Source organism: Methanosarcina vacuolata Z-761 (genome assembly GCF_000969905.1).
GTDB lineage: Archaea > Halobacteriota > Methanosarcinia > Methanosarcinales > Methanosarcinaceae > Methanosarcina > Methanosarcina vacuolata.
Map to the genome: position 1 here is coordinate 1,390,746 of NZ_CP009520.1, position 15,485 is coordinate 1,406,230.

10 protein-coding genes and 1 pseudogene are annotated in these 15,485 nt (G+C 39.8%); 4 read left to right on the plus strand and 7 right to left on the minus strand.

What is annotated here, in order from left to right; genetic code table 11:
* Window positions 1-356 precede the first annotated feature (356 nt).
* Window positions 357-3,017: a calcium-transporting P-type ATPase, PMR1-type gene (locus MSVAZ_RS05980; protein WP_048119251.1), complete on the minus strand. Its 2,661-nt coding sequence runs from the start codon at window positions 3,015-3,017 to the stop codon at window positions 357-359.
* A gap of 394 nt (window positions 3,018-3,411) precedes the next feature.
* Here MSVAZ_RS05980 and MSVAZ_RS21105 point away from each other — a divergent pair.
* Window positions 3,412-3,639: pseudogene (locus MSVAZ_RS21105) on the plus strand (hypothetical protein); the annotation flags it as partial.
* Between the two features lie 583 nt (window positions 3,640-4,222).
* Here the strand turns inward: MSVAZ_RS21105 and MSVAZ_RS05985 are convergent.
* Window positions 4,223-4,573, minus strand: coding sequence for a DUF2173 family protein (locus MSVAZ_RS05985; protein ID WP_048119253.1), 351 nt, complete (start codon window positions 4,571-4,573; stop codon window positions 4,223-4,225).
* Window positions 4,574-5,523: 950 nt separating this feature from the next.
* Between MSVAZ_RS05985 and MSVAZ_RS05990 the strand changes: the two genes are divergently transcribed.
* Together MSVAZ_RS05990 and queD are read left to right on the plus strand one after the other, a co-directional pair.
* The gene (locus MSVAZ_RS05990) at window positions 5,524-6,021 is read left to right on the plus strand and encodes a hypothetical protein (protein WP_048123745.1); all 498 of its coding nucleotides are present in this window, start codon (window positions 5,524-5,526) and stop codon (window positions 6,019-6,021) included.
* Window positions 6,022-6,466: 445 nt separating this feature from the next.
* Window positions 6,467-6,838 (plus strand): 6-carboxytetrahydropterin synthase QueD, encoded by a 372-nt coding sequence (queD, locus tag MSVAZ_RS05995; RefSeq protein ID WP_048119255.1) that lies wholly within the window; start codon window positions 6,467-6,469, stop codon window positions 6,836-6,838.
* A gap of 149 nt (window positions 6,839-6,987) precedes the next feature.
* Here queD and MSVAZ_RS06000 read toward each other — a convergent pair whose 3' ends face one another.
* Complete coding sequence (locus MSVAZ_RS06000) at window positions 6,988-8,055, minus strand: lysylphosphatidylglycerol synthase transmembrane domain-containing protein (RefSeq protein ID WP_048119257.1); 1,068 nt, start codon at window positions 8,053-8,055, stop codon at window positions 6,988-6,990.
* A gap of 198 nt (window positions 8,056-8,253) precedes the next feature.
* Here MSVAZ_RS06000 and MSVAZ_RS06005 point away from each other — a divergent pair, with 198 nt between their 5' ends.
* Entirely contained in the window at window positions 8,254-8,526 is a 273-nt protein-coding gene (locus MSVAZ_RS06005; protein WP_048119259.1) for a DUF1294 domain-containing protein, read from the plus strand.
* A 177-nt stretch (window positions 8,527-8,703) separates the two neighbouring features.
* Here MSVAZ_RS06005 and MSVAZ_RS06010 read toward each other — a convergent pair whose 3' ends face one another.
* The 4 genes from MSVAZ_RS06010 to MSVAZ_RS06025 all read right to left on the minus strand — a co-directional run bounded on the left by MSVAZ_RS06010 (window position 8,704) and on the right by MSVAZ_RS06025 (window position 15,135).
* Complete coding sequence (locus tag MSVAZ_RS06010) at window positions 8,704-9,888, minus strand: DUF1015 domain-containing protein (protein ID WP_048119263.1); 1,185 nt, start codon at window positions 9,886-9,888, stop codon at window positions 8,704-8,706.
* Window positions 9,889-10,045: 157 nt separating this feature from the next.
* Window positions 10,046-11,416 carry a rhodanese-like domain-containing protein gene (locus tag MSVAZ_RS06015; protein ID WP_048119266.1) on the minus strand — a complete coding sequence of 457 codons (1,371 nt, stop codon included), beginning with the start codon at window positions 11,414-11,416 and terminating at the stop codon, window positions 10,046-10,048.
* Between the two features lie 498 nt (window positions 11,417-11,914).
* Window positions 11,915-13,342 carry a COG1470 family protein gene (locus MSVAZ_RS18740; protein ID WP_052727899.1) on the minus strand — a complete coding sequence of 476 codons (1,428 nt, stop codon included), beginning with the start codon at window positions 13,340-13,342 and terminating at the stop codon, window positions 11,915-11,917.
* 791 nt (window positions 13,343-14,133) lie between these two features.
* Window positions 14,134-15,135 (minus strand): NOG1 family protein, encoded by a 1,002-nt coding sequence (locus MSVAZ_RS06025; protein ID WP_197078842.1) that lies wholly within the window; start codon window positions 15,133-15,135, stop codon window positions 14,134-14,136.
* Between the last annotated feature and the right edge of the window lie 350 nt (window positions 15,136-15,485).

A 15,485-nucleotide genomic window follows, 5' to 3' on the forward strand; every position in this document is an offset into this window, starting at 1 on the left:
TTTAAAACCACTTATTATTTCCGTTTTTTTCGGCTACAAGTGTTTCGTTTACTCCAGTTTGTAAAAAAGAACCAGAAGAATAAATCCATGCACAAAATCCAGACAAAGCGGTGGATCAAACGAGTGAGCGTTTGTGATCGAGCGAACGAGAGTTTGTGATCAAGCAAACGAGCATCTGTGGTCAAGTGAGTGAGCGTTTGAATATTAAAGTAAGTCAAAAAAGCCTTCAATGTCTGGTAATCTAAAGAAAAAGAAAAAGAAAATGAAAAAGAAAAAGAAAATGAAAATGAAAAAGAAAAAGGATATGCTTGAAAACAAACTCTATTTATTGGTTTTACTGTTTTGTTCTTTTGATTTTACCTGTGAGTTCTCCATTCCAGATACTTCATAAACTCCATGGCTATAAGTGTGGTCGAAGCCAGTGGAATTATCATTGCCCAGTCGGAAAGCGAGAGGGGAACAGTCCTGAAAGCCGTCTGCATAATAGGCACGTAAACCGCTGCAAGCTGCAGGAGTACAGTGCTCAGTACGGCATAGATAAGGGACCTGTTAGTAAAGATTCCCAGAGACAAGACCGAATACCTCTCAGAACGCCAGTTAAAGGCGTTGAACATCAGGGAAATAACCACCAGGGTAAAGATCAGAGTCTGGATTTTTGGGAGGGAAACTCCATTATTGAGAGACTCATAAAGGACCCAGATAGACTGGATTGCAATCAAAGCTCCTAATCCAAGGCTTGCTGTAAGCATTTTCCTGGAAACGAGCCCTTCTTTTGCCTTAGTTGGTTTTTGCTTCATAAGCCCTCTGTCAGGAGCTTCCATGGAAAGCGCCATTGGGGGCAGGCCATCTGTTATAAGGTTGATCCACAGGATCTGGACCGCAATGACAGGCAGAGTATGCCAGGCAAGCACTCCTACAAGGACAATGATAACAAGGCCTATGTGACAGGTAAGACCGTAGGCAATAAAGTTTTTAATGTTTTTCAGGATATTCCGGCCCTCTTCGACTGCTGACACGATAGATGCAAAGTTGTCATCAGTCAGGATCATACTCGAAGCTTCCTTGCTGACGTCCGTGCCTGTAATGCCCATTGCAATGCCCATATCTGCGGCTTTCAGGGCAGGAGCATCATTTACCCCGTCTCCGGTCATTGCAACTATATATCCTTTTTTCTTTAGAGCCTCAACCACTCTCAGCTTATGCTCTGGATAAACCCTTGCATAGACCGAAACTTTCTCCACGATCTCCTCAAATTCCCTATCGCCAAGTGCCTCCAGTTCGGTACCTGTAAGGACAAGGTCTCCTTCCCGGAAAATCCCAAGTTCCCTTGCAATCGCAAAAGCCGTGGTCTTGTGGTCGCCTGTAATCATTATGGTTCGGATTCCTGCACTGGTACAGGTGGCAATTCCAACCTTTACTTCTTCTCTTGGTAGGTCACGCATACCCGTGAGCCCTGAGAAAACCATCTCTTTTTCAGCTTCCTCAGGAAGGATGTCTTCTGGGACCTTGCGGTAGGCAAATCCCATAACCCTGAGAGTCTGATTTGCCAGGTCGTTTACAACATTCAGGATTTCCTGCTTTCTTTCAGGGGTTAGCTCTTCCTCATGTTCTCCAAGGAAAATTTTCGTACAGGAAGCAAGAATGACCTCAGGAGCCCCTTTGGAATATGCATACAGTCCATCTTCGGAACTGTTCAGGGTAGTCATCATCTTCCTCTCGGAAGAAAAAGGAACTTCCCCTTTACGCTCGTGTTTCTCCTCAAGGGCTTTTTTCCAGATGCCTTCTTTAGCTGCTGCGACTACAAGAGCACCTTCGGTAGGGTCACCTGTGATATCCCAGACACCTTCGTTCTCAAACAGTCCTGCATCGTTACAGAGGGTTCCTGTAGCCAGTAGCCTGTGAAGGTGAATATCTTCAGAAACAGGTTTGTCTCCATTGAAAAAATCTCCTGTGGGTTTGTACCCTTCGCCTGTAACTTTTAAGAGGGCTCCGTTTACGTACACCTTTTCAACGGTCATCTTGTTCTGGGTAAGCGTCCCGGTCTTGTCGGTACAGATTATGTTAGTTGAACCAAGTGTTTCTACCGATGGCAGTTTTCTTACAAGGGCATGCCTTTTTACCATTCTTCGGACACCAAGTGCAAGCCCGACTGTCACAACTGCAGGAAGAGCTTCCGGAATTGCCGCAACGGCAAGGGCAACTCCCCAGAGGAACATCTCAAAAGGATCAAAACCCTCTATGATTCCGAGTATAGCCACAAAAGCCACAACTATAAGGGTTGCAATCCCGAGCCAGCGCCCGAACTGGTCAAGTTTTTCCTGAAGGGGAGTTCTTTCCCTTTCAATTTCTTCAAGAAGCCCGGCCAGCTTTCCGAAAGCCGTGCTCATGCCCGTTGCCGTAATAACGGCTTTTCCCCTGCCGTAAGTGACCGAGGTTCCGGTATAAGCTATATTTTTCCTGTCAGGCTGCGGAGTTTCAGGAGGGAAAATCGCGGTGCTTTTTTCTACAGGAACGGATTCTCCGGTAAGGGAGGATTCGTCTATCTGCAAGGAGAGCGCTTCAAGCAATCTCGCATCAGCAGGAATCCTGTCTCCTGCTTGCAAAAGCAAAATATCGCCCGGGACAAGCAGGGAAGAAAGGACTTTTACCTCTTTCCCGTCCCTCAAAATCAGGGCTTCAGGACTGGTCAACGATTTCAAAAGTTTGATTGACTCTTCGGCCCTGTACTCCTGAACAAAACCGAGCACGCCTGCAAGGATTACAGTAAACAGGATAACAAAAGCGTCAACAAACTCCCCTAGAAAAGCGGAAACCAGTGCTGCAGCAATTAAAATAATAATCAGAAAACTCTTGAACTGGGAAAGAAAAAGTTTTACAACTGACGTCTTTTCTTCTTCTTTAAGTTCGTTTTTTCCGTATTTTTCAAGCCGTTTTTCCGCCTCTTCCGAACTCAGCCCTGTTTCTTCGGATGTGTTCAGAGTTTTTAGAACCGCATCTGCGGCTTCATCATAATACATCTAGTCTTTATCTCCAGTCAATCAGACAATCGCTTTAATTTTAAAGCGTCCATAACTTGCCAGTTCTAAATATAATATTCAAGGTAGTAATAATATTAATAGAATATAGAACTTGGGATGTAAAAAATTAATAATGATATTCATTTTCTGAGAACGTCCTTAAAGGTATCCTCTTCAAATTGTATGGGTAAAAGTAAATTTCATTTATTTATTTATTTATTTATTTATTTATTTATTTATTTATTTATCTACTAAAATTTTAAAAATCTGAGTAAGTCCGAATCACAATACCAAACAACGCATTAAACTTCATAACTGTATGATAAAATTGTTGCACATTTTTTTGAGTTGGAAAATTCTCCATTGAATTTGAAGAGGATACATTCTTTCAAAAAACAAACATTGGTTGCAAATATTGCTTTTCCCTCCAGCTACTCCATATAGAAGCACAACAGAATATTACTGAAAAATGACAAGAGAAGACTTAACGTCAATAAAATCATTCAAGAATGGTAAAGTATTGAAGGAAGATAAACCCGCTAGATGGAGACTACATATTTATAAAATAAGTAAAGAAAATCACTTTCCTGAATGTACTACTTCTCAGAATGTTGGAAGATGAGCAAAAAATAAGAAATGGGGCAAGTTTTAATTCATAATAAATTGGCAATTCCAATTAATATCATGATCGTTATTATTAACGCACCCATTATATCCCAGAAGTTTTCCCATAAATTAGTACGTGACATATTTCACCCCCTCAGAGTATAATGCGAAAATAATTAATAAAGTTAGTTGTTCCAGCCTGTTTTTTGAAAAGAGTTTTGAACCTGTATTTCCGCACAAATTAACCGCATTAGAGGAAATCGTTTATCGAGGTCCGTATACATTGTGTCTTCGGTTAAGTGAGGAATCATGACAAATTGCGTCAATTTTCTAAACATTTATTAAATATTGTAATAGATTCCAAAATGGAACATGGGGGATATGGTATCGATTTCATGTAAAAGACAAAAGTTTAAAGACGGCTTCTAATGCAAAATCGATAGCTTTCAGGCAAGAAAAAAACCATGGTTAGGAAAACCTTACTACTCAAGGTATGACGAGATCAATAGTCAAAAAAGGATGGGTGAAAAGTACTTTCATTTCTTTGTGCCTGTTATTAAGAATATCATGTGTGTTTTGGTATTAATAATATTAAGGCATTAACACATTCCCAGAGCCATAAAGAGCTTCTTTAAATCCGCTTTTGACTTATCAACAAAAACCCCTCTCGTTCCCGAGATCATAACGGTCCAGTCTCCGCCGCTGTACATCCAGTTTTGCTGAGGTACCCAGTTCATCTTGTAGAGTTGCGTGTAAGCGCTGGCCAGAGCATCGAACATCAGGTTCACGGCTCCGCAGAATTTTGCAGTCATCTCGGCCATTTCTTTTGGCATTTCATCTCTTGACTTATACTCCACAAGCTTTCCTTCGGGACTGAAAATCCCGGCTGCCATTACCCCGTCAAACTTCAGAAGTTCATCTAACGATAAATTGCATTCCTGTACAATCATATACTAACCCCCAATTAAATTCAGTATATGCCAATCAGCTGTCTATGCCTGTGAACTTATACCGTGAATTGTTTGCTAAATCTCAGGATTTTCCTAAATTCCTGTTTTATCCTTTAAATTGCTTTTATAGATATGCAGGCTTTTCCTCATGCCTCTGTGCATGACTCACTCAGTTTAGTGAATAATGTTCAGTTCAGCAAGATAGTAATTCCTTCAGGCCTGTTTTTTGCGTAAAGGAATAAGAAGGGATTGGCATGATATTATATAAAAATATCAAATTAAAAAAAGAAAATTGAAAATTTAATTTAAACCGACCCCCCTCAGATATCTTCAAAAAATAACATTTTTCTTGTTATAACTTTTGGAGAATAAATAGAAAATCTGCATATATTATCTCAAATTAAGCTTATCTCAAATTAAGCTTATCTCAAATCAAGCTTATCTCAAATTAAGCTTATCTCAAATTAAGCTTCGGGAAGAAAGGTAACGGAAGATTTCAACGGGGGCAAAAGGTCGAAATGCACGTTTGTTATTGTAATGTTATTGTAATTCCAATTAGAATTTGTTCATTTTGTTTTTGAGCTCATCCAAAACCAGATTTTCCCCAGGTTTGAACTCTTTCTGAAATATGGCTGTTAAGAGTGAGAAGCTTATCATTTTTGCATTTTGTTTCATGTAATGTAAAGTTGTCTTCGAGAACCATAGTTTCTCTAATTAGCATATTGGAATATGAAACATTCAACACTTTTTTGTTGATTTTCTTGAGAACTTATCCTCTGCACTCCAAACTAAGAGCGAACAAAACTAAATTTTCCAGTATTCTCTAGCAGGAGGCAACAAGCAAATGCTCATCCAAATATATAACACTAAATATAATTAAATCACTATTTAATGTAAAAACGGAAATAACATAAACATCCCCAGGGAAAATCTGCAGGTTGACGGAGCTTATGATAAAAGCAGGTAGTTCTTTTTTTCACAATGGAAAGCGCTGTACTACTGGTGCGGTTATCTTACTCAAAGGATTACCTTACATGGTTACGGTTTCTCATATATTTCGGGGTGAAGGAGACAATCTGACAGTTGACGGAATGAAACTCGTTGTTACAAGAATTTTAAAAGGCTACGATATAGCCTTGATAAAGCTTCCCTCTGACACTGCGGTTGAGATCACGGAATTTGGCAGTCCGGCCGAGCTGGAGCTAGCTGTTCTTGTTAACGATACTCGCACTATTAATTACTGCAGGGTGGCTAATTCTGGAGCTTCCTTGCTTTTTCTGGGCTTCCAGTGCCATGATATGCCTGATCCTGAGGATAGCGGCACTCCTGTCCTGCAGGGAGAAAAGGTAATAGGAATGATGACCTCAACAACCCTAGATACATGCATGGGAATCGCGGTTTCATCGAAGATTCTACGCAGCCTACAAAAAATAAAAAATTATTACTAGTAACAACTATAAAACTCCTTATTTTTTGATTTAAAGGCTTTAGATACTTTATTTTTCCGTGCTTTCTCTCTGAAACCTTAGTTCCGCATTTTTAAGCACATAAATCTCGCTTGATATCGATACATGTGCTTAAACTTAAGCACATTATATGCAAGGTAAAAATTTCTAAATCGCAATCATATGACCCCGCAGAGATACAGAAAAGCACATATGCGCCTAAAAAAGCGGAAGTTAGGCTGAAACTGAATTGGCGGACAGCATGTTTAGGGTGAGGTGTTCGCCCGCAATTTGATTTTTTACTTTCTCATCAAGTACCCCAGGGCTTTTGAAGCTTCAAAAGTTGCTGCAAAAGTTGCTTTTTATCATATTTTTTAAATATCGACAAATTTGGAAAACTATTTATCAAGTAACTGTATCATAAGTTCAACAAGGAGATTTAGTAACTATGTTTGAGTTAAAAGTTGTTACCCATTTTGCAGCAGCCCATCAGCTTAAAATGGTGGCCAAAAAGTGTGAAAACCTGCACGGACACAACTGGAAGGTCGAAGTTTGTGTGGCTGGCGAAAAACTCAATGAAGCCGGAGTACTTGTGGACTTTGGAGAATTAAAACAGAATGTATCCGAAATCATGACAAGACTGGATCACAACTTTTTAAATGAGCTTGAATACTTTAATGACAGCAATCCACCATCTTCGGAAAACATTGCCCAGTACATAGCAACCTCCCTTCAAACCATGATACAGAATCCAGAAATCAGGGTTACCAGTGTCACAGCATGGGAATCGGAGAATGCCTGTGCAACATATTTAACGTAATTCTTTTAAATGTCAGTCATTCAGTCATTATCTCTTTGGGCAGACGTATATTGAACTCTTAAATGGTTCTGAATCTGCGAACTCATTTCAGGATACAACAATAATATCTGCTATACAATATAACTTTGAATCGGCGCTACTGGTTGTATTCATGTTCTCTGCAGATAAAACGCTATTGGAAACCCTATTATTGTTGGGATCCAAAAAGAAAATACCCTGTAGCTGAGTACAACAACAACTGTAATTGAACCAGGCACTCCCAGGCCTGTATAGAGAGCAGCCATAGAACTCTCCACAACGCCTATTCCTCCTGGCAGGAGAAAAGCTATTTTTCCTAAGAGAATAGGGAGCCCATACCCAACGACCAGGATCTCAAACCCTACAGGAAACCCTGCGGCTATGAAGAAGAAATAAAGGGTCAGCATATCAAAACTCGTAAAAATCACAGCCCCAAGAAGCGGGCGCTCCCAGCCTCCATTGCTTAAAGTTTCAAGGGCTGCAAAAATTCGGCTTACTGAAGCCTGAGTTGGAGCAGGCGTGTAGGATTTATGCAAGAGCCGAGCAAAGTAAGCTGCTATTCTGACAACAATAAGTGTGAAAGCTGTCCTGTTTTTTAATCCCCAGTGTACTGCTGCAAAGCCCAGGCCAAGTAAGGTGAGGATTAGAATAAAGGCAAAAAACTGCACTGAAGAAAGGCTATGGGCTATCAGAAGATGGAGAATTCCAGATATAGCCAGTACTGTCAAGATCGTATTGTTGAAGATAGTGGGCAGGGTGCCAGCAAGCCCAGCTCCTTCGGCACTAATACCATATTTCCGTGCCCATCGATAAGTCGCTGCAGCATTTCCGAAAGGACCCCCTGCCAGCATGCCTATACTTGAAGCTGCAAGCGTTATTATAGATCCTTTTAATATCGGGATTGTCTGTTTTACTCTTGCTACAATGGAATTCATAAGAAAACCCGCTCCCAGGTAACTGACAACCTGGCCAAGGGCAGCCAGTAGCACAGCCCATGGAATCATTGTTTTGATAACATGTGCAGACGCTTCAACCGAAGCAAGCTGCGGAAGAATAAGGTTAACAGCAAGCCCTATAAGGATAAGCGTTGGAAAGTAGCGGCCTACTTTTAAGACCAGGGGTGGGGGAGACAGCAGACTTCTGTGGACATTGTTCTCGCTTTTATTCCCTGATTTACCTTCGATCCAGCCTGTACTCATTTAAAATCCTCAATACTATACGTTCTCATTCGAAAATTTTATCCCACAAACTATCAGATGCATTTTATACGGCTATACATCTGGGCAGCCACTTATTTATAATTTATTTAATACTGTAATTATATTTATCTTTTTCAAATAAGTATAATCGAGTAAAATTTCACAGCCTTTAATTATTATTAGGGAGAATTATTTCCCATGACAGAGACTGTATATCTTCTTTTTCCCATTATTTATGCTCTTATTAATGCAGCTTCGTATGCCCTGTATGGAATTGATAAATTTAAAGCAAGAAGGGATAAATGGAGAATTTCAGAACAGAGCCTGTTGATAGTTTCTTTCTTTGGGCCAATCGGTGCAATCCTTGGAATGCAGCAATTCAGGCACAAAACACAGAAGCCGATTTTCAGATTCCTGGTGCCTGCATTTGCAGGAATTCACATCCTGTTAGTGCTCTGGATCAATCTCTAAAATTGAAGAGATCTCTCTATGTTGTTAGTAACCTCTTTGTCCCCTTGATTAAAGGAAAATAAAGAAAAGTCCGAAAAAGTAAAAAGAAAACTGAAGTAAAAGAAAACTGAAGTAAAAGAAAACTGAAGTAAAAGAAAACTGAAGTAAAAAGAAAACTGAAGTATATGACAGGAAGACTTATGGAACAATCTTTCTGGCTTCGATATAATACCTCTTCTCGTTTTCTTTTCCAAGGGAAAATGATTTTCTTGGAAGAACCCCCTTCTTTCTAATTAGAGAAAAGAAATCGCTCTTTTTTAATGGGGGCAGGAAGAAGCCGATATTGCCCTGTTTTTTTCCAAGTTTTTCCACGACTTCAGGATCATGTTCATATTCGATTGAATAATTATCAATTATCTCGTCAAGGGTTTCGACCTCAAGATCGTAAACGGGATTATCAAAAATCAGCACACCAGACCTATCTTTTGTAATAAACCCTATTGAATGTCCTGCAGACGGGAAATCGGCATTTGAGGGAGAAGTACTGGTTTCCTCGACCCTTGCATTGAATTTTTTGAGCAGTTCTTCAGGCTCAATTCCGCTTACAACCCTGTGAATAGGTTCAAAGGAAAGCCCTGGGTCGTGAACATTTACAAGCTCGACCATTGCATACCTTGCAGGATGATCGGCCGGTGCGCTCCCTTTAATTTGTTCCCAGAAGCTCTTTGCAGCAGCAAGGCTGTGGTTTCCATCACCAACAAGAAGGGTTCCCAGGTTCAGGATTTTCTCCGAAATTTCTTTAATTATATTTTCATTACTGATCCTGTAACCCTTGATGTGGCCGCCGTTTTCCATCAGATCAAAATCATAAACCTTGTTATCTTCACAAACAAAGTCATCAGGGTTTCCGGGGATAACCGAGAAATAAGGATCATCATATAACACTAAGATATGCGATAGTTCCAGTTCTGCGTTTTCCCTTATCCTGACTCTTGCAGGAAGCCTTTCTTTAATAGTGCCTTCCGTTGGTTTGATAAACGAATCGGACCCGTTAAACTGGTATTCTTCCAGGTCTATTGCAGCAACAAGTCCTGTTCTTTCCTTACCTGAGACCAAACGCCTTACGAGAATAAAACAGGGGCCCTGGTCAACGAGAAGTTTTTTGTAGGTACTTATGGTTTTATGGATCTTATTTACTCGATTTTCATCTAGCGGAAGATATATTTCCGGATAAATTAAATTTAAAGTAGAAGGAGTATCTCCAATAAATTCTTCAACTCTTTTCCAGTATTCCGGATCCTGAGTGTGCTGATCACAGGCAATCACTGCCCACTTTTCCCAATTATCTTTAGGAAGAAGAATGCGTGGAACATGTAAAACCATGGTATGTTAAAAAAAGAGAGAGAATATAAAGATTTCTAAATTCCTTTTTTGAGTAGATTTCCAAATTTCCTTTTTGAGTGCACAGCTCTAAGAAAAAATAAGTTTATAAAAGTGAATTCATAAAAGTGAATTCATAAAAGTGAGCTTACAAAAAAGTTTATTTTACTGTGTCGTATCCGGCATTTTTCCATGCAGTCATGCTGCCAAGCACATTATATACATTATTATAACCATGCTTTTTCAAGATCGAAGCTGCTATATTGGAACGCCTGGAACTGTCACAATAAACAATTACCTGAGAGTCCTTTGAGACCTTATCCAGATTTTCTTCAAGCTCTCCAACGTATATATTTTTGGCTCCCTGGATGTGCCCTTCATCCCATTCCTTCTTCTTCCTCACATCCAGTAGTGTCATCTCCTCTTGCTTCTCCAGCTTATTCTTCAGATCGTGGACCGATATAAAACTAAGTCCGTCCGCAGGTAAGGCTTTCATATACCAGGCTGAAATTCCGCCGTTCAAAAAACCCGCTATATTATCATAACCCAGCCGGACCAGATACCTTACAGCGGTTTCAAGCTGCTCTTTTTCCTCCAGCACGAGGATTATGGGTTTGTTATAAGGAAGAAACCAGCCCGCGAATGAAGGTACTCCTCCGAGCCAGATGCTATAGGAGTTTCTTATATGCGCTCCTCCAAAAGAGTGAGGCATACGCGTATCAACGACTACTGCCCCTTTTTCCATTTCCTTCCTGAAATCCGCTGGTGAAAGCGGCTTCGGAACTGGCAGGCCCTGCAGCAGAGGAGGTCCTTGCAGGTTGTACTGCTCCATTTTCTTGAAGTAAGGAGGAAAATCAAGCTGCTCTTCAAGTTTGAACTTAATAAATTCTTCCCTGTTTGTTTTTTGCAGAGCAGGATTCTGTACACGCTCAAGTCCAAGCGTACTGTAGTCACGTTTGGCGATAGCTCCCCCACAAACCGAGCCTGCACCATGCGCAGGACATAGTATTACTCCATCTCCAAGGGGAAGGATTTTGTTAAATATGCTTTCATAGAGGTTTGCTGCCAGCCCTGGAGCTTTCTCTGGGCCATAGAGATCGGTCCTCCCGGTATCGCCTACAAACAGGGCATCTCCTGTAAAAACCATTACTGGCTCTTTTCCTGTATCAAGGTCGGTCAGGACGTAGGACATACTCTCATCGGTATGGCCCGGAGTGTGTAAAGCCGTCAATCTCATTGAGCCGAAATCGACCTTCTGACCTTCATTCACGTAGTTCCCGTATTTGAAATCTACTCCATGACCATGATAAATCTCTGCATTTGTAAGTTTCTTCAGTTCCAGGGAACCAATTACATAGTCTTCATTTCTGTGGGTTTCAAAAATATATTTTATATTCATACCCTCTCTTCTGGCAAGCTCGGCATAGACATGACAGTCTCTTCGAGGGTCGATAACTATGGCTTCATTTTCCGAACCAATGAAATAGGAAAGATGAGCCAGACCTTCAGATTTAATGCGTTCAAATTTCAAGCTAAGCCCCCTCAGCTCTATATTATGTTTTATGAAATAAATTTCTGCCTGTTGCAGATTTCTCTTTATCTAATTATATAACCGTATATTTCTATTTTGGCTCTTCGTTGTTTTGTGTGGATATCCTCATAATATTCTCATAAAAACCAATGCGATCTTAATTGAAAATCATCTTATCCGTAGGAATGACGAAGAGCTCATATTTATGAAAAAAACATACTCATATCTTTATGAAAAATATAACCTTTCATATAGGTATACAGAAAGTAAAATTCCAATGTAATATACAAATATAATGGCAAAAGGAAATCTAAATCTAAATATAAATATAAATATAAATACAAATATAAAAAGTAAGTAAAAATCTATTTGTAAAAATATAAAATGTGAAAAATTAAAGAGCAGCAGCAGAACCTGAAATAACTAAAAACCAGTCCTGTCAGCTTCTCTTAACTTTTTCCATTTCAAACCTCATTTTCTGTTTTTTTGTTTGGGTTTTTACTCTGACTCCCCGACAGTTATTGAATAGTCAAAATTGTTTGTGTTTTTCGGGAGAATTGTAAGTTCCCATGTTCCAATTGCTCCGGCTGCTCTATACGTTTCGGTATATTTCCTGCTGCCACTCTGATAGCTTGAACTAGTTTCCGTTGCCCATATTGGGAAGATGTATCCTTGAGAGTATACGGCACTACTATCAACGGTTTTTACAAGGGATAGATTAACAGGGTTGGAATTGCATGTCAGGTTTATTTCAAAACCTGGTTCCTCCTTTTCAGGGGAGATACGTACAGATGCACCCTGGTCAGAAGTTTCAGCCGAAACTTCAATTGTTATCGGGTCGGCCGTTGTGGTATTAAAGGTTTTTACATAAGGGACTTTAGGCTGTTTATCAACCGTAAAGCTCAGGCTAATTTGTGGGACGGATCCGTCATTCTCTTTCCCATCAGCATTCATTTCGATGTAAGCATCATAACTCCCGCTCGCACTCTCTGGGACTGGTACCCTGATGGTCATATTAGCAATTTCACCGGCTTTTATGGTTGAAGGTGCGGAGATCTCTATTATATCATCACTAAAAGCGGATTCGTCAAATGAATAGTCATATATTTCGTATCTCATTACCTTCGGATCGATAGTAACATCTTTCCCTGCTACATTTTTAATTTTTATGGCGTATATATATTCCTGTCCAGGCTCAACGGTGTCAGAAACATAACTTGTCTGAAGTTCAAGTTTCGGATTGACAGGGACTGAGACCCAAAGGTGCATTGCATTGACATACCTAGGGTATATATATTCTTCATCTGATGTAGAATCACTATATCCTTCAGCAGAGATAGAATCACTATACCCTTCAGTAGAAACAGAATCACTATACCCTTCATCTGATGTAGAATCACTATATCCTTCAGCAGTTTCCTGGATATATACAGGAGCATCGTATTCTTCTGGATAAGTATCATTTGTGAAGGCTATCTGGGCTTCATACTCTCCACCTTCCGCATCCTCGGGAACACTTACATCAATGGTAAAGTTCTGCTCTACGCCAGGGCTTACAGTTACGTTTTCAGGTGAAATCGTAATCCAGCTTTCGTTTACAACATCATAGTAATCGTTAGATGGAGCTACAACTTTCGGGGTTATGTCAAGTGTTTCATTACCTTCGTTCCTGAAGCTGACATTGAAAGTTTCACTTTTTCCCTGCATGAGATATATCGAATAATAGTTTGGTTTTATATCATGTACGGTGTAATTGCCGTAAGCCTCTTCCAGTCCGGGAACTATATTACTTTCGTAAGTTCCGTTCTCGTAGGTAACTGTTCCGTTAAGCTCTTCTGTCTGAGCAAACGCAACTGGTAATAATATCAGGCAAAGCAATAAACTAAAAAACTTGGATGCTGCCTTCAATGCTGTACTTTTACTCATGTTTCTGGCTCCTTTCTTCTGGTGAGGAATTATACATTTCTAATCGATACACTCAGGTTCTCCAATCTCCTGCAAACCAGCAGTATAAGACTCCTGTGCCGTAAATCTATAATTTTTAATTTATCAGAGGGGATGAACATTTTTTATAATGTATATAATTTCATTATATGTCCCCCTATAAAGTACTTATGGAACTTGCAAATATTTATGAAAATTACAATGGAGCTCGCAAATCTGCACTGAGTTTGTTTCTCAAAAACTTTGAATTTTAACTCAGAAGAGACTTTTTATTATTTTCTGGTCTCTTCAGATTTACTTTAAATCGTGCAAAACAATAAAATTTTAATTTTATTAAAATAAATTCTTTTTTATGACAAAAGGAAACAAATCAATCAATAAGTCAATGGTAAAAACGGTATTTGAAGGCAACATAACTTCAATAAACTGTATTTTTGCACTGGAAAATGGGTAGGATTTTCACCATTGATGAGGTGAGATTTCAGTATGGATAAATAAAGTGCGAATAGAAAATTCAATTTAAATTTGAATGAAATTCTATTGTTCGTTTGAAATTGGAGAGGAACCAGAATAAATTAAAAAGACTCTACTCCCGAGACGAAACTCGGGTAATTCAGCCATCTTGAGCAAGAGAAATTAGAAAAAAGGAACCGTACTCTGAGACGGAACTTGGATAATTCAACCATCTTGAGCAAGCGAAATCAGAAAAAAGGGCCCCTCCTCCCGAGACGGGAGGACTAGAGCACCGGGACTTGAATAATGACTTGGCTGGATCAGATTGCTGGTTCGGTATCCAGCTCTTCGGAAGAAGTGGAAAGGCGTTTTTCTTCGATCATTTGCATGAGCCTGTTCATTACGTCTTCAATTCCTTCTCCGGTAACTGTGGAAATATTAAATTCCACTTCATCCAGCTTCTTGAACTCGGACCTGTCAGCCTTGTTTGAGACCACAAGCAGGGGAAGTTTGAAGTTCTCTCGAATTTCTGCAAGCAGGTGTTTCTGAGCTTCGATTTCGTATCCACAGCTTTCACTGGGATCAATCATAAACATCACAACCGCGTCAAGGTAATGAATCGCGGTAATTGCCTGCTTTTCGATATCGTTTCTCTCGGACATCGGGCGGTCAAGAAGTCCTGGAGTATCCATAACCTGATAACGCACACCGTCCTGCATGAAATGCCCGATTGTTACGCCTTTTGTCGTAAATGGATATGGAGCGATTTCAGGGCTTGCACCTGTAATTTTTGAGACGAAACTCGACTTTCCTACATTCGGGTAGCCAGCAATTACAATTGTGGGCTCATCCTGCACATCAGGAAGTTTCCGCAAGATGTTTCGGGCTTCGTTCAGGAAGAGAAGATCCTTGTTAATTGACTTGATAATCGAAGCAAGCCTTCCAAATGCTTCTTTCCGGATAGGCTCCGGGAGATCTGAATTTCTAATTTTTCCAACATAGCTTCTTGAAATCTCATGAATTTTCCTGCTGGCCCAGTCCGCGGATGCAAGGGACATCTTGAGTTTTTCTACGCCTACAAGGATGTCTGTGAGTTCATAATAAAATCTGGGTAATTGTTCGAAACTTGGGAATCGCCTTACTATGTTTGCAAGATTATCCGTCAGAATGTTTGCAGCTGTCAGCAGCATGGATTCATTGGCCCTTAATCGGCTTTCCCTGCTATCTATGGTTTTCCCGGACATAGCTCGCGCTGACCGTTTAAAGGCTTTATTGATTAATTCCTCGGAAGTAGGGACGGTATGAATTTTCTCAAAGATCATTATGTTCTAACCCTCTGGGGACTCTGCTAAGTTATATAAACGTTATTATAGACGAAGTATTTTTAGCAAAATAAATTCGCAAGCGAGAGTCTCACAGAGATTCCTGAAGGCGATTCCCTGAGAGAAAATTTATTGCTCGGCTTTGAATTTATAATCATAAAATCTGGTGATAAACTGATCTAAAATGAAAAACCAGGTAAATATTTAAAGCAGAACCGGACTGTATTTATATTTGTAACATTAATTTGTAATAAGATTTATAATCATTAATTATGGTAAATATATGCGTCAGCTTACATTATCTATTTATCGATTTTGTACATCATTCTTATAAAGGTATATGAAACTAA

Excerpts from the sequence above, each read along its gene's own strand:
- queD (WP_048119255.1), top strand. The coding sequence starts at position 6,467 with ATGTTTGAGTTAAAAGTTGTTACCCATTTTGCAGCAGCCCATCAGCTT.
- MSVAZ_RS06010 (WP_048119263.1), bottom strand. The coding sequence starts at position 9,888 with ATGGTTTTACATGTTCCACGCATTCTTCTTCCTAAAGATAATTGGGAA.
- MSVAZ_RS06000 (WP_048119257.1), bottom strand. The coding sequence starts at position 8,055 with ATGAGTACAGGCTGGATCGAAGGTAAATCAGGGAATAAAAGCGAGAAC.
- MSVAZ_RS06025 (WP_197078842.1), bottom strand. The coding sequence starts at position 15,135 with ATGATCTTTGAGAAAATTCATACCGTCCCTACTTCCGAGGAATTAATC.
- MSVAZ_RS05985 (WP_048119253.1), bottom strand. The coding sequence starts at position 4,573 with ATGATTGTACAGGAATGCAATTTATCGTTAGATGAACTTCTGAAGTTT.
- MSVAZ_RS05990 (WP_048123745.1), top strand. The coding sequence starts at position 5,524 with ATGATAAAAGCAGGTAGTTCTTTTTTTCACAATGGAAAGCGCTGTACT.
- MSVAZ_RS06005 (WP_048119259.1), top strand. The coding sequence starts at position 8,254 with ATGACAGAGACTGTATATCTTCTTTTTCCCATTATTTATGCTCTTATT.
- MSVAZ_RS05980 (WP_048119251.1), bottom strand. The coding sequence starts at position 3,017 with ATGTATTATGATGAAGCCGCAGATGCGGTTCTAAAAACTCTGAACACA.
- MSVAZ_RS18740 (WP_052727899.1), bottom strand. The coding sequence starts at position 13,342 with ATGAGTAAAAGTACAGCATTGAAGGCAGCATCCAAGTTTTTTAGTTTA.